The sequence below is a fragment of the Pseudomonas chlororaphis subsp. aurantiaca genome (genome assembly GCF_013466605.1).
GTDB lineage: Bacteria > Pseudomonadota > Gammaproteobacteria > Pseudomonadales > Pseudomonadaceae > Aquipseudomonas > Aquipseudomonas chlororaphis_I.
In genome coordinates this window covers 3,290,247-3,310,695 of the sequence record NZ_CP059162.1, presented here as the reverse complement: position 1 = coordinate 3,310,695, position 20,449 = coordinate 3,290,247, and the positions used below count along the sequence as shown (strand labels likewise).

At 64.4% G+C, this 20,449-nt stretch carries 17 protein-coding genes and 1 pseudogene; 14 read left to right on the top strand and 4 right to left on the bottom strand.

Going from position 1 to position 20,449, the window contains the following annotated elements:
- Positions 1 to 48: 48 nt before the first annotated feature.
- Positions 49 to 1,344 carry an MFS transporter gene (locus tag H0I86_RS15205; protein ID WP_180925659.1) on the top strand — a complete coding sequence of 432 codons (1,296 nt, stop codon included), beginning with the start codon at positions 49 to 51 and terminating at the stop codon, positions 1,342 to 1,344.
- Between the two features lie 19 nt (positions 1,345 to 1,363).
- The gene (locus tag H0I86_RS15200; RefSeq protein WP_180925658.1) at positions 1,364 to 2,356 is read left to right on the top strand and encodes a 2-hydroxyacid dehydrogenase; all 993 of its coding nucleotides are present in this window, start codon (positions 1,364 to 1,366) and stop codon (positions 2,354 to 2,356) included.
- A gap of 196 nt (positions 2,357 to 2,552) precedes the next feature.
- Here H0I86_RS15200 and H0I86_RS15195 read toward each other — a convergent pair whose 3' ends face one another.
- Both H0I86_RS15195 and H0I86_RS32660 read right to left on the bottom strand, forming a co-directional pair.
- A complete protein-coding gene (locus H0I86_RS15195) occupies positions 2,553 to 3,749 on the bottom strand; it encodes a pyridoxal phosphate-dependent aminotransferase (protein ID WP_124320994.1) in 1,197 nt (398 codons plus the stop codon).
- Positions 3,750 to 3,786: 37 nt separating this feature from the next.
- On the bottom strand, positions 3,787 to 5,412 hold the full coding sequence (locus H0I86_RS32660) for a methyl-accepting chemotaxis protein (protein ID WP_180925657.1): 1,626 nt from the start codon (positions 5,410 to 5,412) through the stop codon (positions 3,787 to 3,789).
- A 361-nt stretch (positions 5,413 to 5,773) separates the two neighbouring features.
- Here H0I86_RS32660 and hpaB point away from each other — a divergent pair, with 361 nt between their 5' ends.
- From hpaB to H0I86_RS31945, 6 genes and pseudogenes are all read left to right on the top strand, one after another.
- Positions 5,774 to 7,336 (top strand): 4-hydroxyphenylacetate 3-monooxygenase, oxygenase component, encoded by a 1,563-nt coding sequence (gene hpaB, locus H0I86_RS15185; RefSeq protein ID WP_180925656.1) that lies wholly within the window; start codon positions 5,774 to 5,776, stop codon positions 7,334 to 7,336.
- 75 nt (positions 7,337 to 7,411) lie between these two features.
- Positions 7,412 to 7,978, top strand: a complete 567-nt coding sequence (hpaC, locus tag H0I86_RS15180) for a 4-hydroxyphenylacetate 3-monooxygenase, reductase component (RefSeq protein ID WP_180925655.1) — start codon at positions 7,412 to 7,414, stop codon at positions 7,976 to 7,978.
- A 663-nt stretch (positions 7,979 to 8,641) separates the two neighbouring features.
- Positions 8,642 to 9,337: an RraA family protein gene (locus H0I86_RS15175; protein WP_180925654.1), complete on the top strand. Its 696-nt coding sequence runs from the start codon at positions 8,642 to 8,644 to the stop codon at positions 9,335 to 9,337.
- 32 nt (positions 9,338 to 9,369) lie between these two features.
- Positions 9,370 to 9,888, top strand: a complete 519-nt coding sequence (locus H0I86_RS15170) for a type 2 periplasmic-binding domain-containing protein (RefSeq protein WP_180925653.1) — start codon at positions 9,370 to 9,372, stop codon at positions 9,886 to 9,888.
- Positions 9,889 to 9,958: 70 nt separating this feature from the next.
- Positions 9,959 to 10,324 (top strand): cupin domain-containing protein, encoded by a 366-nt coding sequence (locus H0I86_RS15165; protein WP_180925652.1) that lies wholly within the window; start codon positions 9,959 to 9,961, stop codon positions 10,322 to 10,324.
- Between the two features lie 204 nt (positions 10,325 to 10,528).
- Positions 10,529 to 10,711, top strand: a pseudogene (locus H0I86_RS31945) (class II histone deacetylase); the annotation flags it as partial.
- A 9-nt stretch (positions 10,712 to 10,720) separates the two neighbouring features.
- On the opposite strand, the gene H0I86_RS15160 reads toward H0I86_RS31945, so the two are convergent.
- Positions 10,721 to 11,683 (bottom strand): helix-turn-helix domain-containing protein, encoded by a 963-nt coding sequence (locus H0I86_RS15160; RefSeq protein ID WP_180925651.1) that lies wholly within the window; start codon positions 11,681 to 11,683, stop codon positions 10,721 to 10,723.
- Positions 11,684 to 11,968: 285 nt separating this feature from the next.
- Between H0I86_RS15160 and H0I86_RS15155 the strand changes: the two genes are divergently transcribed.
- The 6 genes from H0I86_RS15155 (at position 11,969) to H0I86_RS15130 (ending at position 19,343) form a co-directional block, all read left to right on the top strand.
- Positions 11,969 to 12,502: a 2,4'-dihydroxyacetophenone dioxygenase family protein gene (locus H0I86_RS15155; protein WP_009049306.1), complete on the top strand. Its 534-nt coding sequence runs from the start codon at positions 11,969 to 11,971 to the stop codon at positions 12,500 to 12,502.
- A gap of 40 nt (positions 12,503 to 12,542) precedes the next feature.
- Positions 12,543 to 13,808, top strand: a complete 1,266-nt coding sequence (locus H0I86_RS15150; protein WP_180925650.1) for an MFS transporter — start codon at positions 12,543 to 12,545, stop codon at positions 13,806 to 13,808.
- Positions 13,805 to 14,869, top strand: a complete 1,065-nt coding sequence (locus H0I86_RS15145; RefSeq protein ID WP_180925649.1) for a 2,3-butanediol dehydrogenase — start codon at positions 13,805 to 13,807, stop codon at positions 14,867 to 14,869. The genes H0I86_RS15150 and H0I86_RS15145 overlap by 4 nt, the downstream gene beginning before the upstream one ends.
- Positions 14,870 to 15,036: 167 nt before the next feature.
- Positions 15,037 to 16,338: a carbohydrate porin gene (locus tag H0I86_RS15140; RefSeq protein ID WP_180925648.1), complete on the top strand. Its 1,302-nt coding sequence runs from the start codon at positions 15,037 to 15,039 to the stop codon at positions 16,336 to 16,338.
- A gap of 32 nt (positions 16,339 to 16,370) precedes the next feature.
- Positions 16,371 to 18,050 carry a GMC family oxidoreductase gene (locus H0I86_RS15135; RefSeq protein WP_180925647.1) on the top strand — a complete coding sequence of 560 codons (1,680 nt, stop codon included), beginning with the start codon at positions 16,371 to 16,373 and terminating at the stop codon, positions 18,048 to 18,050.
- 318 nt (positions 18,051 to 18,368) lie between these two features.
- The gene (locus H0I86_RS15130; RefSeq protein ID WP_180925646.1) at positions 18,369 to 19,343 is read left to right on the top strand and encodes a bifunctional helix-turn-helix transcriptional regulator/GNAT family N-acetyltransferase; all 975 of its coding nucleotides are present in this window, start codon (positions 18,369 to 18,371) and stop codon (positions 19,341 to 19,343) included.
- A gap of 6 nt (positions 19,344 to 19,349) precedes the next feature.
- On the opposite strand, the gene H0I86_RS15125 is transcribed toward H0I86_RS15130, so the two are convergent.
- Positions 19,350 to 20,444 carry a DUF1176 domain-containing protein gene (locus tag H0I86_RS15125; protein WP_180925645.1) on the bottom strand — a complete coding sequence of 365 codons (1,095 nt, stop codon included), beginning with the start codon at positions 20,442 to 20,444 and terminating at the stop codon, positions 19,350 to 19,352.
- Between the last annotated feature and the right edge of the window lie 5 nt (positions 20,445 to 20,449).

Genomic DNA, 20,449 nt, shown 5'->3' with positions numbered 1-20,449 from the left:
CCTTGCGTTACCTGTTGCGACAAAAACAACAAGCTCAGGAGCACCCTTATGCAAACGCTGAAACTCGCCACCCGCCGCTGGTGGTACATCATGCCCATCGTGTTCATCACCTACAGCCTGGCGTACCTGGACCGCGCCAACTACGGGTTCGCCGCCGCCTCCGGGATGGCCGCCGACCTGATGATCACCCCGGGGCTGTCGTCCCTGCTCGGCGCCTTGTTCTTCCTCGGTTACTTTTTCTTCCAGGTACCGGGGGCGATCTACGCGCAAAAACACAGCGTGAAGAAGCTGATCTTCGTCAGCCTGATCCTCTGGGGCAGCCTGGCCACCCTCACCGGCGTGGTATCCAACGCCTACATGCTGATCGCCATCCGCTTCATGCTCGGGGTGGTCGAGGCCGCGGTGATGCCGGCGATGCTGGTCTACCTGTGCCACTGGTTCACCCGGGCCGAACGCTCGCGGGCCAACACCTTCCTGATCCTCGGCAACCCGGTGACCATGCTCTGGATGTCGGTGGTCTCAGGCTACCTGGTCGAGCATTTCAGCTGGCGCTGGATGTTCATCATCGAAGGCCTGCCGGCGGTGCTCTGGGCCTTTATCTGGTGGCGCCTGGCCGATGACCGCCCGAGCGCGGCGAAATGGCTCAGCGACCAGGAAAAACACGACCTGGAAAGCGCCCTGGCCGCCGAACAGGTGGGCATCAAGGCGGTGAAGAACTACGCCGAAGCCTTCCGCTCGCCCAAGGTGATCATCCTCGCCCTGCAGTTCTTCTGCTGGAGCATCGGCGTCTACGGCTTCGTCCTGTGGCTGCCGTCGATCCTCAAGCACGGCGCGCAGATGGACATGGTCGAGGCCGGCTGGCTGTCGGCGCTGCCCTACCTGGCCGCAGTGATCGCCATGCTCGGGGTGTCCTGGGGCTCGGACCGGATCCAGAAGCGCAAGCGTTTCGTCTGGCCGCCGCTGCTGATCGCCTCCTTCGCCTTCTACGGCTCCTACCTGCTGGGCGCCGAGCACTTCTGGTGGTCCTACACCCTGCTGGTGATCGCCGGCGCCTGCATGTACGCGCCTTACGGGCCGTTCTTCGCCATCGTCCCGGAGATCCTCCCGGCCAACGTCGCCGGCGGCGCCATGGCGCTGATCAACAGCATGGGTGCCCTGGGTTCGTTCGGCGGCTCCTACCTGGTGGGCTACCTGAACAGCGCCACCGGTTCGCCGGGCGCCTCCTACCTGCTGATGAGCGGCGCGCTGCTGCTGTCGGTGCTGCTGACCATCTTCCTCAACCCGGGCGCCAGCGACCGCCAGCGCACCGCGCTGCCGGCACGTCGCCGCCTGGCGCATTCCTGAATCGAACAAGGTGAACCCCATGAAAAAACAGGTCGTGCTGTACAAGAAACTCTCGCCGCCGCTGATGGCCCGCCTGCATGAACAGGCCCAGGTGACCCTGATCGAAGACCTCAGCGCCCAGGGCCTGGCCAAGCTGCGCAGCGCCCTGCCCTCGGCCCAGGGCCTGCTCGGCGCCAGCCTGCGCCTGGATGCCGAACTGCTGGACCTGGCGCCGTACCTGGAAGCCGTGGCCAGCGTGTCGGTGGGCGTCGACAACTACAACATCGACTACCTGACCCGGCGCCACATCCTGCTCAGCAACACCCCGGACGTACTCACCGAAACCACCGCCGACACCGGTTTCGCCCTGATCCTGGCCAGCGCCCGGCGCGTGGTGGAACTGGCCAACCTGGTGCGCGCCGGCCAGTGGAACCGCAATATCGGCCCATTGCATTTCGGCAGCGACGTGCACGGCAAGACCCTGGGCATCATCGGCATGGGACGGATCGGCGAAGCCCTGGCCCAGCGCGGCCATTTCGGCTTCGGCATGCCGGTGATCTACCACAGCAACAGCCCGAAGCCGGCGGTGGAGCAGCGTTTCGGCGCCCGCTACTGCAGCCTGCCGGAGCTGCTGCAACAGGCCGACTTCATCTGCCTGACCCTGCCGCTGACGGACCAGACCCTGGGCCTGATCGGCCGCGAAGAGTTCGCCCTGATGCGCCCGGACAGCATCTTCATCAATATTTCCCGAGGCAAGGTGGTGGACGAACAGGCGCTGATCGAAGCCTTGCAGCAACGGCGGATTCGTGCGGCCGGGCTGGATGTGTTCGAGCGTGAACCCCTGGGCCACGACTCGCCGCTGTTACAGTTGAACAATGTGGTGGCCACCCCGCATATCGGCTCGGCGACCTTCGAAACCCGCGAGGCCATGGCCCGCTGCGCCGTCGACAACCTGCTGGCGGCCCTGGCCGGACAGCGCCCGGCCAACCTGGTGAACCCCCAGGCGTGGGAGCGCCGCAAGGCTGCGGTCTGAAGCTGTAGCTGCTCGACCGTCCGATCCACCCTGTAGCCGCTGCCGCAGGCTGCGATCGCCTGCGTAGCAGGCGCCAATCCTGCGCACGCGGTTTGGCTGGCAGACCGCGTTATTCGCCTTTACGGCCGCTACGTCGGAATGCCGCCCAGACCGATCGCAGCCTGCGGCAGCGGCTACAGGGATCGCGGGATTGGGCTCAGCGGCGTTTTGAGGATCGGCCTTCGAGCAGATCCTGGGTGCAACGGACGATCCGCTGGCAGGCATCCGCCAGGCGCTGCTGGTCCACCACCAGGCCGATACGGATATGCCCCGCCGCGCTGGGGCCGAAGGCCTCGCCGGCGAGCACCGAGACGCCGTGCCCTTCCAGCAGCAGCTCGGCGAATTGCTGGGCGCCCAGGCCGGTTTCCCGCACATCGACCATGACGAACATGCCGCCATCGGGCTTGACCGGTTTCAGCCCCGGGCATTGGCTCAGCTGCGCGCACACCAGGTCGCGGCGCTGGCGATATTCCTCGCGCATCTGCTCCAGCTCCGGCAAGTCGGCATCCAGCGCCACCACCGCGGCGTTCTGCACGAAATCCGGCAACCCGTACAGCATGCACAGCGCCAGATGGCTCAAATGCCCGGCCAGGGCCTGGGGCGCCACCACCCAGCCAACCCGCCAGCCGGTCATGGCATGGGACTTGGACAGGCTGTTGATGGTCGCCGTGCGTTCGGCCATTCCCGGCAGGCTGCCGGGGCTGATGTGTTCGCCGTCGAACAGCAGGTCGCTGTAGACCTCGTCGGAGATCAGCCACAGGTCGTGCTCGACGCACAGTCGCGCCAGGGCCTGCCAGGTTTCCCGGGACAGGCTGGCGCCGGAGGGGTTGTTCGGGCTGTTGAGCATCAGCGCACGGGTCTTGGGTGTGATGCGCGCGGCGACCGCCGCCGGCTCGACGCGAAAGCCGTTCTCCGGGCGCACCGGAATCGGCAGCACCTTGGCCCCGCAGGCGCCGAACACCCCTTCGTAGGTGACGTACATGGGTTCGGCGACCAGCACCTCGTCGCCGGGGTCGAGCAGGCACTGGGCCACGGAAAACACCGCGCATTGCGCCCCCGGCAGCACCACCACGTGCTCGGCGTCCACCGCCTGGCCGCTGCGGGTGGCATGCCGGTGGGCGATGCGGGTGCGCAGCGAACGGTTGCCGCGTACCTCCGAATAGTGGGTATCGCCCGCCAGCAGGCTATCGATGGCGGCCTGGACGATCGGCCTGGGGGTGTCGAAATCCGGGTCACCGATGGTCAGCAGCACCACATCGACGCCCTCCTCGCGCAGCTCCAGGGCACGGTAGTGAATCTGCCAGGCCGCGGCACCTTCGCCGGCGATCCGTTGGGTCAGGGCTGAATAGCGCATCTCGCTCTCCTTGGGCACGCATTCCAACAACCCTAACTCAAATCACAAAGCGCGCCACCATCGCATTCAAATCCACCGCCAGGCGCGATAGCTCGTGGCTGGCGGCGCTGGTCTGGTTGGCCCCGGCGGCCGACTGGGTAGCCAGGTCGCGGATGTTCACCAGGTTGCGATCGACCTCGCGGGACACCTGCGCCTGCTCTTCCGAGGCGCTGGCGATCACCAGGTTGCGCTCGTTGATCAGGTTGATCGATTCGGCGATCTGCTCCAGGGCCACGCCGGCGGCGCGGGCCATTTCCAGAGTGCTCTGGGTGCGCTGGTTGCTCTGCTGCATCGACTGCACCGCCTCGCCGGTGCCATTCTGGATGCCAGCGACCATCTTTTCGATTTCCTGGGTCGATTGCGCGGTGCGATGGGCCAGGGCCCGCACTTCGTCGGCCACCACCGCGAAACCACGCCCGGCTTCACCGGCGCGGGCCGCCTCGATCGCCGCGTTGAGCGCCAGCAGATTGGTCTGTTCGGCGATGGCGCGGATCACGTCCAGCACCTTGCCGATATCGCGGCCCTGGGTGGCCAGGCCTTCGATCATCACCGAAGTGCTTTGCACGTCGTGGGTCATGGTCTGGATCGCGTCGACGGTTTCCACCACCCGGTCGCGGCCTTCGCGAGCGGCCTGGGTCGACTGGTGCGAGGCTTCGGAGGTCGACACGGCATTGCGCGCCACTTCTTCCACGGCGGCGGTCATCTCGTTGACGGCGGTGGCCGCCTGTTCGATTTCGTTGTTCTGCTGCTGCAAGCCACGGGAGGCTTCCTCGGTGACCGCGCTGAGCTCTTCCGAGGCCGAGGCCAGCTGGGTGGCCGAGCCGGAGATCTGTTCGATGGTCTTGCGCAGGTTGCCCTGCATCTCGCTCAGTGCCGCGAGCAGGCGGGCCGGCTCGTCCTTGCCGTCGACCTCGATGGCCCTGGTCAGATTGCCCGCGGCGATGGTCTGCGCGGCCAGCACCGCGCGGCTCAACGGGGTGACGATGCTGCGGGTCAGCAGCCAGGCCAGCAATACGGTGAGCAGCACCGCGATCACCGCAACGACGATGATGCCGGTGATCGCACTACGGTAATACTCACCGGCCAGGCCGGACGCCTGGGTGGCCCCGGCCTTGTTGATCGCCACCAGTTTGTTCAGCTGTTCGCCCATCTGGTCGGTGCCGTCCTTGATCCGCGTATTGATCAGGGTACGCAGTTCCTCGAGCTTGTTCTGCCGCGAAAGCTCCAGCATGTCGCCCTGGGCCTGCAGGTACTTGTCCAGCGTGGCGGCGAAGGTCTTGTACAGGGCCACCTCCTCTTCCCCCGCCGGCAAGGCGGCGTAGCTGGCCTGGGCCTGCTTGAGCTTGTCCACCAGCACGCCGATGCGCGCCTGCGCTTCCTGCAGGCCGGCCGGTTCGCGGTTGACCAGCACCCGGAACGAGAGAATCCGCAGGCGCAGGACGTTTTCGGTGAGGTTGCCAAGGAACCCTACGCTGGGCAGTTGGTTGCTTTCCATGTCGAGGGAGGCCTGTCGGATGACCGACATGCGGTTGACGGCGAACACACCCAGCGCGATGACCAGCAACGCGATGAACGCAAAGCCGAGGAAAGCTCGAGGCGCGATATTCATATTACGTAGGGACATAGGATGACTCTCGGGAATTGAGGACTGCGAGCATCCATGCACTGAACCCTGTCACCAGCGGCGGCTGGCGGCCTGACAGGTGGGCGCCACTGTTGTAGTTGGTCTTGGCCCTGATACCGATATCGGCAGCGCTTTAGGTTTTTTGCAGGCCCCGGTGAAAATATTTTTCGTCGCCCGGGAGTGTTTCACCGCTGAGACAGATCGCCTGGCAAGCTCGCTGCCAGCCTCCATGCCCCCCATGACCACCCCATGAAAAGTGCAATTCATTCGCCGGAAAAGCCATTCAGTCGCCGCCCCGTCCTGCCCATCATGGGCCCCAGCTCGTAAAGACAACGCATAACAACAAAGACTGGAGTGGATGATGAAACCCGAAGACTTCCGTGCCGAGACCAACCGCCCGCTGACCGGTGCCGAATACCTGGCCAGCCTGCGCGATGATCGCGAAATCTACATTTATGGCGACCGGGTCAAGGACGTGACCAGCCACCCGGCGTTCCGCAATTCCGCCGCCTCCATGGCGCGCCTCTACGACGCCCTGCACGATCCGCAAACCAAGGACAAGCTGTGCTGGGACACCGACACCGGCAACGGCGGCTACACCCACAAGTTCTTCCGTTCGGCGAAAAGCGCCGACGACCTGCGCCAGCAGCGCGATGCCATCGCCGAGTGGTCGCGCCTGACCTACGGCTGGATGGGCCGCAGCCCGGACTACAAGGCCGCCTTCGGCAGCGCCCTGGGCGCCAACCCGGAGTTCTATGGCCAGTTCGAAGGCAACGCCCGTACCTGGTACAAGCGCATCCAGGAAGCCTGCCTGTACCTCAACCACGCCATCGTCAACCCGCCGATCGACCGCGACAAACCGGTGGACCAGGTCAAGGACGTGTTCATCTCGGTGGACGAGGAAGTCGAGGGCGGGATCATCGTCAGCGGCGCCAAGGTGGTGGCCACCAACTCGGCCCTGACCCACTACAACTTCGTCGGCCAGGGTTCGGCGCAGCTTTTGGGCGACAACACCGACTTCGCCCTGATGTTCATCGCGCCGATGAACACCCGCGGCATGAAGCTGATCTGCCGCCCGTCCTACGAACTGCAGGCCGGCATGACCGGCTCGCCGTTCGACTACCCGCTGTCCAGCCGCTTCGACGAGAACGACGCGATCCTGATCATGGACAAGGTGTTCATCCCCTGGGAAAACGTGCTGATCTACCGCGACTTCGAGCGCTGCCGGCAGTGGTTCCCGCAAGGCGGTTTCGGCCGGCTGTTCCCGATGCAGGGCTGCACCCGCCTGGCGGTCAAGCTCGACTTCATCACTGGCCTGCTGGTCAAGGCCTTGCAGTGCACCGGTTCCCTGGAGTTTCGCGGGGTGCAGGCGCAGGTCGGCGAAGTGGTGGCCTGGCGCAACCTGTTCTGGTCGCTGACCGACGCCATGCACGGCAACGCCAGCGAATGGCTCAACGGCGCCTTCCTGCCCAGCGCCCAGGCCTTGCAGGCCTACCGGGTACTGGCGCCCCAGGCCTACACCGACATCAAGAAGATCATCGAGCAGGTGGTGGCCAGCGGCCTGATCTACCTGCCGTCCGGCTCCCGCGACCTCAAGGACCCGTTGCTCAACCAGTACCTGGGCACCTATTGCCGGGGCTCGGCGGGCATGGGCCACGAAGAGCGGATCAAGATCCTCAAGCTGCTGTGGGATGCCATCGGCACCGAGTTCGGCGGCCGCCACGAGTTGTACGAAATCAACTACGCCGGCAGCCAGGACGAAATCCGCATGCAGTGCCTGCGCCATGCCCAGGCCAGCGGCTCGATGAAAGCCATGACCGAGCTGGTGGACAAATGCCTGGGCGACTACGACCTCGACGGCTGGACGGGGCCGCACCTGACCAACCCGGACGACATCAACATGCTCGACCGCATCCGCCAGTAAGCGCCGCCCTACCTGAATGACCCGCGGGGCGACCAGCGATTGCCGGTGCCCGCAGGTTCACCCGAGGAATCTGTCATGACTCAACTCGATCCCAAGCAACAGGCTTTTCGCAACGCCATGGCGCACATGACCGCGGCGGTCAACGTCATCACCAGCAACGGCCCGGCCGGACGCTGCGGCATCACCGCCACCGCGGTCTGCTCGGTCACCGACAGCCCGCCCAGCCTGATGGTCTGCGTCAACCGCAACAGCGCTCTGAACCCGGTGTTCAAGCGCAACGGCCGACTCTGCGTCAACGTGCTCTGCGGCGAACACGAAGAGGTGGCCCGGCACTTCGCCGGCATGACCGGGGTGCAGATGGAGCAGCGTTTCAGCCTGCACCCCTGGCGCGACGGCCAGGGTGCCCTGCCGGTGCTCGATGGCGCCCTGGCCAGCCTGCTGGGGCGGATCACCGAGGTGCAGGAAGTCGGCACCCATTCGGTAATGCTGGTGGAATTGGATGAAATCTGCGTGCGCGAACACGGCGATTCGCTGGTGTATTTCAGCCGCGGCTTCCATCGTTTGCAGCGGGCCATTCAGGCGGTAAATGCCCCCACCTCAAGCAACCGGCTGCCGCAGGATCACACTCGATCAATGACATGAGCGAGCGGGAGCGGGCTCCCTTTGCAATGCGTCGAACCTCCGGCATCAGTTGCCCCCTGATCGGCTTTCAGCCTCCTGGCTTCCGTCGGAAGATCGGCCGCTGTTCATCACAAGATCCCCCTGGTCAGCTGTGCCCTGGCTCCCCGCCCCCAGCCTTGCGCTGATCCTTTTTTTCCTGCGCCATACTGCCGGGCACTGTGCATTTCAGTCCTTGCTCCAGCTTGAAAACTTTGCAAAAGACTGAATATGACATTCTGCAAAGCAGGCCCGCCATCAACAAGCAACCATTCAAGAATCCCCTGAAAATTCAAACACCCAGAGTAAACTTCCAGACAGCACTTCAGCTTGATCTCCTTCTCGCCTTCTTGAATCAACCTTATGAACACAGAAACATACTGCACGAATATCCGAAACAAAAACCACAAACTAAAATAACAACAAAACACCCGACACAGCCGCACTGGCACCGCTATAAATACCAGAACATTCTAAAAAACAAATCCTTTATCCAAAAACCACTGCATTATTCCAGTCCGATATCACTGTAATAACAAACAAAAAGTTGACCTCTGTAAATCCACATAATAAAAAGCCAGCGCACCACATAGCCTTCACCTGAGAAGCGGAACCAACCAGAGGACGAATCAGAAAAGGAGATCAAGCATGAGGAGAAATATCATTGAGAGTATAAGAACTCGCGAAATCAGCACTTCAACCTTTGCTGACATCATGGATTCTCATTGTATTGGAGAAGTCATTTCTCGAAGTGTGAGTTCCATGAATACAACCCGGCACTACTTTATTGGCGAGGCTTACACCGTGGCCTGGGAACGGGTCAGAAAGACGGGCGATATTTCCCGCCCCCAGCCCTCGACCTGGAGCCAGGTCAAAGACTTCCTGGTGCCACAAATAACCAGCGCCCAAGGCCGGGTGTACGTCGCCGGCGGCGGCCCGCTTATCACTGAGGCAGCCCTCGCGGGAGGCTTGAGCTGCAGTTATTTCGCCAAACTGGGCTTCGAAGGCGTGGTGCTGGGCGGTGCGGTACGGGATGCCTCAGAAGTGAAAGCCCTGACGATGCCGGTACTTGCCAGTAACTTCACCCCGGTGGACACCCAGGGCAGCTACCGGATCAAGTCCGTGGGCGAGCGCTGCGTGATCGACGGCTGCTCGATAAAAACCGGGAATATCGTCATTTCCGATGCCAACGGCACCGTCATTCTGCCCCCCGATATCCTCGATGAGATCTTTGACCTAGCGCTGGAAATCGAACAGGCCGAAGAACAGATACTCCAGGCCATCCGGGACCAGCATGACAAACGCAGCCTGTTGCAACTGGTCGAGGAGCGTAACCGGATCTGATTTTTTGCCATTCATACATGGAGGAGTTTGGTATGAACATTTATACGTTGGGACCTGCCGGTACCAACTGTGAAAAAGCCGCCCTGCAATATATGGAAAAACAACACTGGGCCGGTCAGATAAAACTTAGAACGACCCTGGAGGATGCCCTTGACGAGTTATTGAGTTCACCCGAGCCTGGCATTTTGATGGGCTGCATCGTATATCCAGAACTGCACGACATCGTATTTCGCCACCTGGATCACTTGAAGTTGGTCGACCTTCACCTGATGGATACTCACGACATGGTTTTCTCCAGAAACCAGAGTCAGGCCATCAAGCGCATTGGCTCCCACCCTGCCCCCGCCAGCCTGTTGTCGCAACTTGGCGACCTCGCTATTTCCGCTGAACTGGTTCTATGCAACTCCAACAGCGAAGCCGCCCTGCAATGTGCGCAGGGAAATATCGATGCCTGTATCACCACAATAGTGGCAGCGCAGGCCAACGACTTGCATATCGCCAGGAACTTCGGCCCGGTGCCCATGGGGTTCAGCATTCACCTGAAAGTTTGATCAACGCTGTACTTGCACAACTTTCTTTATTCGAAATATCCATTCTCTGAACATCACGGAGGCATCCCTCATGGCCAAGATAAACATCCATAACCTGACAGAACACAATATCAAGCCGGATGGCAGCGCCCGTGCTCGCTTCATTCATACGGAGCACTGCACGCTGGCCTTCTGGAATCTGGAAAAAGGCGCAGTCATTCCGCTCCACCAACATCACCAGGAAGCCTGCCCCGTCGTCATGAAAGGCAAATTGAAGTTACTGCTCGACGGTGTTCCCCATGTGCTGACCGAAGGTCAATGCGCGGTCGTCGAATCCAACGTCGCCCATGAAGCCATCGCGCTCGAGGCCTGCGAGATCCTCGAAATCTATTCCCCGGTCCGCGAGGACTATCAGAAGCTGGACTTCGTCAAGGTCGCCTGGGATGTGGTTTCCTAGGCGTAGTGCTTCACCTTGCCCACGTTAAGTCCGCAACGATAACGCGCGTCGGCAGCTGTATCGCCGCTGCGCGTCATCGCCGGCAATCGGGCGTCGACCGACCGCTCCTGCCAAGGCCGGTTTTCCCCTCCGGGCCCATCTGTAGGAGAGCGATTCCCCGCCTACCCGACGATACTCGTCCCCAAGCCCTGCCCATGTGACTCCCTGCATACCCTGCAACGCATCGTGATTCCGGCCCTGAAGCGCTTCGAGCCGGAGCTGATCATCGTTGCCTGCGGCTACGATGCGGTCGACCCGCTGGCGCGGATGCTGCTGCACGGCGACTCGCTCCTTGCCATGACCCGCCAGGTGCGCGAAACCACGGCCCTGTGGGCCGATCGCAGGCTACGCCAGCGGCTACAAGGACGCGCGCACTTCGCTCGGGGTCTGGCCGTAATGGGCCTTGAACGCCCGGGCGAAGTGGGCCTGGCTGGCGAAGCCGTGACGGTAGGCGATCTCGCCGATATCCAGGCCTGCTCCCCGTGGGCTGCTCAGCAGGTCATGGGCCTGCTGCAGGCGTTTTTCCAGGATAAAGCGGCTGGGCTGGGCGCCTTCCAGGGCGAACAGGCGGCTCAGGTGCCGCGGCGAAATGCCGGTTTGCGCGGCCACCCGCTCGCAGCTCAGCTCCGGATCGGCCAACTGTTCGTTGATGCACTGCTTGGCCGCCAGCAGGTAGGAGGCGCTCAGCGCATTGATCCGCCGCTCTCCCACCTGCCCGGCGATCAGGCTGCCCAGCAGCTCCAACGCCTGGTCCTGATAACCGCCAGCGTCCCGGCTCAGGGGCTGCTGGAAAAAGCCCCGGGTGCGTTCGCCCAGGGTGCGCAGCAACAGGCGCTGCACGCCGCTTTGCCCGCCGATCTTCAGCGGGCGGTCGAAACGCTTGAGGCAGCGCTCGGCGAACAGTTCCTGGGGAATGTCGAAAATGAACTGGCGCATCGGCCCGGAGAACCCGAACAGGTAGGGTTTGTCGGTGCGGTAGACGATCAGCTCGCCCGGTTCGAGCAACTGGCAGGCGCCGTCCTGGTAAAAAAACGAGCCGCTACCGGTGACAAAGGACACGAACACCGATTCCTTGGGCACCGAGCGGATCATCGAGCTGTCGCGCTCGACCACGTGCTCGTTGCCCTCGATCTGCGCCAGACGCATGCCCTCCAGTTGCAGGTTGTCCTGGCTGGCGGCAAAACCGCTTTCACAAAAGGAGCTGCATTTGAGGCCGACCAGGGTGGAGGCGTTGTAGTCCTCCCAGAAGGCCAGCCGCTGATCCAGGGCGATGCCCTGGGTGCAGGCATGCCGGGTTTCGAGCAAGGCGCATGGAGACATTTTTATTCTTCTCATGGGCAGGAAGTTCGCCGGTCGGCAAGGCATTGACCGGATCCCGAGGCCGCAGAACATAACGGCCGCGGCCGTTCATTAATATATGAAGCTTATGCCCTGTCAACGTGAAACGCAGTGGGCACAAGTCGATTGCCAGGGTAAACGGCGTCCCTGAAACCTGTAGGAAAACGCTCGTCCGATCCAGTCAACAATCCTGTCCGATTCGATAAAACCCCGCCTGCGCGCCGCGCCTAAAGTCGCCTCGACTCCCACAACGAATAGAGGCCGACCATGCCCGAAGCCGCCAGCCGTGAATTCTGGAAAGACCTGCAACCGATCGCCAATTGCTTCAAGCCGGACGCCAAGCCCGAGGTCTACCTGGCCAATGCCGCCAGCGACGACCTGAAGCTCTATGTGCCCTTCACCGAAACCGTGTCCTCGCGGCCGCTGTGGATCTCGCCGAGCGAGAACCGCTGGTGCGACATCCTCATGGCCAGCAGCGCCGGGCTGGTGAACCGGCATTACCACCCCCACGAGGTGTTCGCCTACACCCTGTCCGGCAAGTGGGGCTACCTGGAGCACGACTGGACCGCCACCGCCGGCGACTTCGTCTACGAGACCCCGGGCGAAGGCCACACCCTGGTGGCCTACGAACACGAGCAACCGATGCGCGCGTTTTTCATCGTCAAGGGCCCGCTGATCTGGCTCGACGAACAGGGCGAGCCGGAGGGTTATTTCGACGTGCACTCCTACATCGCCATGTGCCGCGCGCACTACGAAAAGATCGGCCTCGGCGCGGCCTATATCGACACGCTGTTTCGCTGAAGCTCGCGACTTTCACCTGTCCCTCCCGCGGAGAACGACCATGGCTTACAACAACAATAAAGCCGGTTACGAGAACATCCTGCTGGGCGTGCTGTTCCTGACGTTCGGTTTCGTCTTTTTCGATCGCCTGGCCCTGTCCTTCCTGTTTCCGTTCATGGCCGACGAGCTGCAACTGAGCAACAGCCACCTGGGCATGCTGTCGTCGGTCCTGGCCCTGGCCTGGGCGGTGTCCGGCGCGCTGGTCGGGGCCTGGTCGGACCGGCGTGGCAAGCGCAAGCCGCTGCTGATCGTCGCGGTGATCCTGTTTTCCCTGTGCTCGGCGCTATCGGGGCTGGTCAGCGGTTTTCTCAGCCTGCTGCTGTTCCGCGGCATCATGGGCCTGGCCGAAGGGCCGATCCTGCCGCTCTCGCAGTCGCTGATGGTGGAGGCCTCCTCGCCCCATCGCCGGGGCCTGAACATGGGCCTGCTACAAGGCTCGGCGGCCGGGCTGCTGGGCGCGGTGATCGGCCCGCCGGTGCTGATCGGCCTGGCCGAGGCCTACGGCTGGCGCCATGCCTTTATCGTCTCGCTGATCCCCGGATTGCTGATCGCCCTGCTGATCTGGCGCTACGTGCGCAACGACGCGCCGGCGCCAGCCCCCACCAGCGACAACGACAAAGCACCGGTCAATCGCCTGGCCCTGCTGAAAAGCCGCAACATCGTGCTCTGCACCCTGATCAGCTGCGTGTTCCTCACCTGGTTCGTGATCCTGATTTCCTTCACCCCGACCTTCCTGGTCAAGGTCCGCGGCTACAGCCCGGCGAGCATGGGCACGGTGATGAGTTGCCTGGGCGGCGCCTGGGTGTTGTGGGGCTTCGGCGTGGCGGCGATTTCCGACCGCTTCGGTCGTCGCCCGACCCTGGTGCTGTTCTCGCTGGTCGCCGCCTGCTGCCCGATCGCCCTGCTCTACGCCAACAGCCCGCTGCTGATGGGCGTGCTGATGCTGCTGACCTACACCGGCCTTGGCTGCTTCACCCTGTTCATGGCGACCATCCCGGCGGAAACCGTGCCCCGCGAGGTCATGGCCACCGCCCTGGGCATGATCATGGGCATCGGCGAACTGGTGGGCGGCTTTGTCTCGCCGACCATCGCCGGCTTCGCCGCCGACCGTTTCGGCCTGTCCATCGTGATGTGGATCTCCTGCGGCGGCGCCCTGCTGGCCGCGCTGCTGGCGCTGTTCCTCAAGGAAACCGCGCCGGCGGTCCTGGCGCGCGGGCGCCGCGCCGAACCTTCCCCCTCTTCCGTCCTGCAAGGAAACCAGCCATGAAAGCATTGCGTTGGCATGCCGCCCGCGACTTGCGCCTGAGCGATCTGCAACTGCCACAGCCCGGCCCGGGCGAGGTGCTGGTCCAGGTGGCCTACTGCGGTATCTGCGGCAGCGACCTGCACGAATACGCCGACGGCCCGCACTCGATTCCGCAACAGCAGCCCCACCCGCTGTCCGGTTGCCGCGCGCCCCTGACCCTCGGCCACGAGTTCTGCGGCCAGGTGCTGGCGGTGGGCGAAGGCGTCGACCGGGTCCGGGTCGGCAGCCGGGTGGCGGTGGAGCCGGAGTATCGCTGCGGCGATTGCCAGTACTGCCGCGCCGGCCAGTACAACCTCTGCCAGTCCATGGGTTTCATAGGCTTGATGGGCGACGGCGGTTTCGCCGAACAGGTGCTGGTGCCGGCCTACATGCTGCACCCGCTGCCGGATTCGGTGAGCTTCAAGCAGGCCGCGGTGCTGGAGCCGGCGGCGGTGGCTTTTCACGCGCTGAACCAGAGCAGCCTGCTGGCCGGCGACAGCTGCGTGGTGTTCGGCCTCGGCCCCATCGGCCTGCTGCTGATCCTGTTGGCGCGTCTGCGCGGCGTGGAGCGGATCTTCGCCGTGGACATCAGCCCGGAACGCCGGCGACTGGCCCGCGACTTCGGTGCCCAGGAAGTGCTCGATGGCCATGCCGCCGACCTGCCGCAACGCCTGCACGAACTGAGCGGCGGAGGCGTCGACACCGCCTTCGAGGCCGCCGGCAGCCAGCAGACCCTGAACCTGGCCCTGCATGCGCTGCGCAAGGGTGGCGAGGTGGTGCTGGTGGGTCTGATGGGCGAGGTCAGCATCGATGCCTTCCACTTGGTCAATAACGAACTGCGCCTGCTCGGCAGCGTGGGTTATCGCAACGCCTACCCGCCGCTGATCGAACTGCTGGCCAGCGGCCGCCTGGACCTGACCCGCGCCGTGACCCGCTGCGTGACCCTGGACCAGGCCGTGGAGCATGGCTTCGAAGCACTGCTGCGGGACAAGAGCCAGATCAAGGTGCTGGTCAACCCCAACCCATCGCTGGCCAAGGCATGACCTGTAGCCGCTGCCGCAGGCTGCGATCGAGGACGCAGTCCTCGATCGCACAATCGGCAGCCCCCTGGTAACCCGTTGACGAACGCTACGCGTCCGATCGCAGCCTTCGGCAGCGGCTACAGGCCTGAACAACTCATTACAAAAACAACAAGAAACGAGTACCGACCATGAAAAGCACTCCCCTGCTGTGCCCGCTGCTGGCGGCGGTCCTGTTCACCCCTTTGTGCCAGGCCCAGACTCCGGCACCCAGCCGCGAAGGCCCGCTGGCCGGGCTCGGCGAGCAACTGGCCGGCTACGGCATCCGACCCCATGTGCAGTTCTGGAGCCTGTCGATGAACAACCTCGACACCGGTCCGCGCGAACACAGCTTCGGCAACAGCGGCGACCTGTTCGTCGGCGCCGACTTCGACCTCGATACCCTCGCCGGCCTCGAAGGCGCGGCCGTTCATTTCGAGGAAACCTTCTTCATCCTCGACACCGCCACCGGCCAGCCGACCTCGCGCAACTGGCAAGGCGCCGCCGGCAGCTATTTCGCCGGCGCGCCGATCCACAACGACATCACCAGCAACCAGCTGAGCCTGCTGACCTACCAGCAGACCTGGCTCGACGGCCAGCTCGACATGAGCCTGGGGCGCACCAACGCCCGGCGCTACTTCTATATCTACAACTGCGAAACCGTGGTCACCTGCAACGACCCGATCATCGATTCGTCCACCGGCATCCTGCCGCCGCCCTACGGCAGCTGGGGCGGCTACCTGAAGTACCAGCCGACGCCGGGCTTGTATGTGCATGCCGGCGCCTTCGAATCGAACCCGGTAGACTACCTGAAAAAACGCAAGGGCCTGGACTTCAGCACCGACGACGCCAGCGGCACCAGCCTGCTGCTGGGCATCGGCAGCAAGCACGACGGCGCCTATAGCGCCCACTACGAACTCAACGGCTACTACAACACTTCCAAGCAGTACGACCCGCTGACCGGCGCCAGCGAACACGGCACCGGCGGTGCCTTCTTCAAGTTCCAGCAAGGTTTCTGGCGGGCCGACGGCGGCCAGCGCATCGCGCCCCAGGCGCTGCTGGCGTTCGGTTCGCTGTCGCTGGCCGCCGACGACAAGCAACCCTTCAGCCACTTCGCGGAAATCGGCCTGACTTACCTGGCGCCCTTCGACCGGCCCCAGGACAAGCTCAACCTCAAGGCCAGCTACCTGCGCCTCAACGACCACCAGCTGCGCTTCCAGCAACAGGCGCGGATCGCCAACGACGGCGACCCCAGCCTGGGCGAGCGCAATGTCTACGCCATCGAGGCCAACGGCCACTTCGCCCTGACCCGGCACCTGGCGCTCGAACCCAGCGTGCAATACCTGATCAACCCGGACAACTTCTACAACCCCGAGGCCCGCGAGCTCAGCGGCAACGGTTTTGTCGTCGGCCTGCAAGTCATGTACGACGTCGGCGCGGCGCTGGGGTTGTGAACCTGCTTCTCACTGCCAACGAGGTATCTCCCATGACTGACTCTGCCCCGCGTTCGTTCGACTACATTGTGGTCGGGGCCGGCTCGGCCGGTTGCGTGCTGGCCAACCGGCTGTCCGCCGATCCGCAGCTCAGCGTCTGCCTGATCGAAGCCGGCCCCAGCGACCGCAGCCTGTTTCCCGGCGCCTATGTGCGCACCCCGGCGGGCATCATCCGGCTGATCGCCAACCCGAAGTGGAACTGGATGCACCAGTTCAGCGCCCAGGCCGCCAGCGGCGAGCGCCCGATCCCCTGCCCCCGCGGCCGGCTCTGGGGCGGCTCCAGCGCGATCAACGGCATGATCTACATCCGTGGCCACCGCAGCGACTACGACCGCTGGGCCGCGGCCGGCAACCAGGGCTGGAGCTACGACGAACTGCTGCCGCACTTCCTGCGCTCGGAGCACTTCGAGCCCGGCGCCTCGCCCTGGCATGGGCAAGGCGGCGAACTCAACGTCGCCACGCAACGCAGCCCGAGCCCGATCAATGAGGTGTTCTACCAGGCCGCCCAGGAACTGGGCTGGCGCTACAACCCGGACTTCAACGGCGAGGAACAGGAAGGCTACGGCCCCTTCCATGTCACCCAGATCAACGGCGAGCGTTGCAGCGCCGCGCGGGCCTTCCTGCACCCGGTGCTGTCACGGCCCAACCTCACCGTCCTGAGCCCGACCCTGACTCACCGCGTGCTGCTGGACGGCAACCGCGCCTGCGGCGTCGAGGTCGGCCAGGACGGCGCGGTGTTCCAGCTCCAGGCCCGGCGCGAAGTGGTCCTCAGCGCCGGCGCGATCAACTCGCCGCAGCTGCTGTTGCTCTCCGGCATCGGCCCGGCCGCCGAGCTGGAGCGCCATGGCATCGTCCAGCGCCATGAACTGCCGGGGGTTGGCCACAACCTGCAGGACCACCAGGACGTGGTGCTGATGTACCGCTGCGACAGCGAGCTGACCTACGGCGTGTCGGCCAAGGGCCTGTTGCCCCTGGCCCGTTCGCCCTGGCAGTACCTGAGCCGGCGCAGCGGCCCGCTGACCTCCAACACCGTGGAGTCCGGCGCTTTCCTGCGCCTGCAGGCCGAGGACGCCGCGCCGGAGCTGGGCCTGATCGTCGCCCCGGCGCTGAAGAACCAGCCCCAGCGCCTGGTGCCACTGGGCCATGGCGTCAGCCTGCACATCGCCGTGATGCACCCGCAAAGCCGTGGCCAGGTCCGGCTCAATTCCGCCGATCCCCATGACAAGCCAATCATCGACAGCCACTTCCTCAGCCACCCGGAGGACCTGCGCAAGCTGGTGGCGGGCGTGCGCCTGGTGCGCCAGCTGGCGGCGAGCCAGGCCTTCGCCCGGCGCCTCAAGGGCGAGCTGGTGCCCGGCCCGCACGTCGAGAGCCAGGCGCAGATCGAGCGGTGGATTCGCGACAGCCTGGGCACCGTGTTCCACCCGGTCGGCACCTGCAAGATGGGCCACGACGAGCAAGCGGTGGTCGACGACCAGTTGCGGGTCCACGGCGTGCAGGGCCTGCGGGTGGCCGACGCGTCGATCATGCCGAGCCTGACCACCGGCAATACCAATGCGGCGGCGATCATGATCGGCGAAAAGGCCGCGGACCTGGTGCTGGGTAAACCGGCCCCGACGATGGAAAACCCTGTTCGCCTGGAGGAGCCGGTATCCACCCTGGCGATTGGCTAAAAAGCCCCCAACGGGCTTCGTGTTGGCGCGCCGAATCTGTAGCCGCTGCCGAGCCTGCGAGGCTGCGCTCGGCCAACGGCCGTAAACCGGGCGACCCGTTCTTCCTGGTAAACCGCGAGCCCAGGTTTGCGAGGACTTCGTCGGAATGCCGCTCACCTCGATCGCAGCCTCGCAGGCTCGGCAGCGGCTACGGAGCGTCCGTGTCGACAGCGATTCGGCATCGCCCCGGCCAGTGCTAGCCCACGGGCCGGCGGCTATCTGGATTTTGATGCCGTTCAAACATATAGTTGTATTGCACAACTACCCAGGAGCCTCGCCATGTCCTCCCCTTCGCCGCTGGTGGATCAGATCCGCAACGAATCGCGCAAACTGGTGCGCGAGCTGGGCTTCATGGGCGCCACCCTGGCCGGCTCCGACCTTGCGCCTTCGGCGGTGCATGCGCTGATCGAACTCGATCTGTACGCGCCGCTCACCGCCGCCCAGTTGGGCAAGAGCCTGAACCTGGAGAAGTCCTCGGTCAGTCGCCTGCTGGCCAAGCTCATCGAACGCGGCGATATCCAGGAAAGCCCCAGCCCCAGCGATGCCCGGGAAAAGCTGCTGGGCCTGACCGCCAGCGGACGCAAACAGGTCGCCGCTATCCATGCCTTTGGCAGCGCCCAGGTGCAACAGGCGCTGCGCCTGCTTGCGCCGCGCGAGCAAAGCCAGGTGGTCGCCGGACTGCGCAGTTATGGCCAGGCGCTGCAGGCCTGCCGCCTGGGGCATGCGCAGATCGCCACCACAATCCCTACCCTGCAGCGTGGCTATCGGCCGGGCATGATCGGCCGCATCACCGAGCTGCATGCGCACTACTACTCACGCCTGGTGGGTTTCGGGCAGTTCTTTGAACAGCGCGTCGCGGCGGGTCTGGCGGAGTTCAGCGAGCGCCTGGACAACCCCGATAACGGCATCTGGCTGGCGGTGCTGGACGAGCAGATCGTCGGTTCGATCGCCATCGACCTCGGCGGCGACCCGGACCACAAGCAGGCCGACAAGACCGCGCATCTGCGCTGGTTCATCCTCGACGAGGCGGTCCGTGGCACCGGCACCGGTCACCTGCTGCTCAAGACGGCGCTGGAGCACTGCGACCAGGTGGGGGCAACCTCCTGCTACCTGTGGACTTTCAGCGGCCTGGACGCCGCCCGGCATCTGTATGAAGCCTTTGGCTTCCAGTTGGTGGAGGAACAAGCCGCGGCGCAATGGGGCAAGACCGTGCTGGAACAGAAGTTCGAGCGCCGCCATCCAGGCCTGGCCTGAAACGCCTCAGCGGTTGGCCGGCAGCGCGATGTTCCACAGCCGCGGCCAGTCTTCGGAGGACAGGCCATTGCAGGTCGGCATCTGCCGGTAATCGCTGAGCTGGAAGCCTTCGCCGTCGAACAGCCAGCGCCCGCTTTCACCACAGTCGCCGATGCCGCGGGCCAGATAGAAGGTGGTCAGCACCCCGGTCTTGGGGTCGTAGTGGGCGCCGCCCGAGCCGTCCGCGTTGTTCATGGGCAAGGCTTGCCGGCGCAGCTCCTCGAGCTTCGGTGGATTGCTGCGCGACCAACTGCTGATCAGGTAGTCGCAGTTGTAGGCCGCGCATTCGCTCAGCACCACCGTCAACGCCCGTTGCGCGGTCAGCGGATAGACCTCGACCTGGGGCTCGGCCACATAGTCCTCGTCGTCGTTGGGCGTGCCCGGCGCGGCGAGTTTCACGGCGGCCGCCGAGATCCGCGTGCGTTCCGCCTCCGTCAGTTCGGGCGCCCCCGGATAAGCCCGCAGTTGGGCCGGCAGCGGCCGTGCCGGCACCTCGCTAGCCGGACGCTGGCCTGGCCGCCACAGCGCCGTCACGCCATCGACCCGACCCTGCACCGAGTCCATCAGCAGCAGCGCCGCCGACAAACCGGACAACGGCACCCGGGCCTCTTCATCTCCGGCCACCTTCAGTTCCTCGGCATTGCGCAGGCGTTCCAGCCACTGGCGGGCCCGGGTCGGGTCGGCGATTTCATAGCGGGTGACCTGGATTTGCGCACCCTTCTTTTCCGGCAACAGCACCAGGGCGTCCAGCAGCTGTGGCTCCAACGGCTGGCCGTCGAGACGCAAGGCCGACAGCTCGGCGGGTTCGCCGCGTTGGTCCAGGCGTATCTCCAGCGGGCCGTCGGGGCCGGCGCGACGCTGGATGTGCAGGGTCAGGCTGCTGTACTGCACGCCGTGTTCGCCATTGGGCGCACTCAGGGCGTGGCAGCCGCGCAGGTTGTCGCAGCCGGTGATCCATTCCTTGGTCTGGCGCAGCAAGGGCACCTTTTCCGCGGCGTTCTGCGCCAGCGCCTGGGCGGCGCTGGCCGTCAGCAAAAGGACCATCAGGGTGCGCTGCAACATGGGAC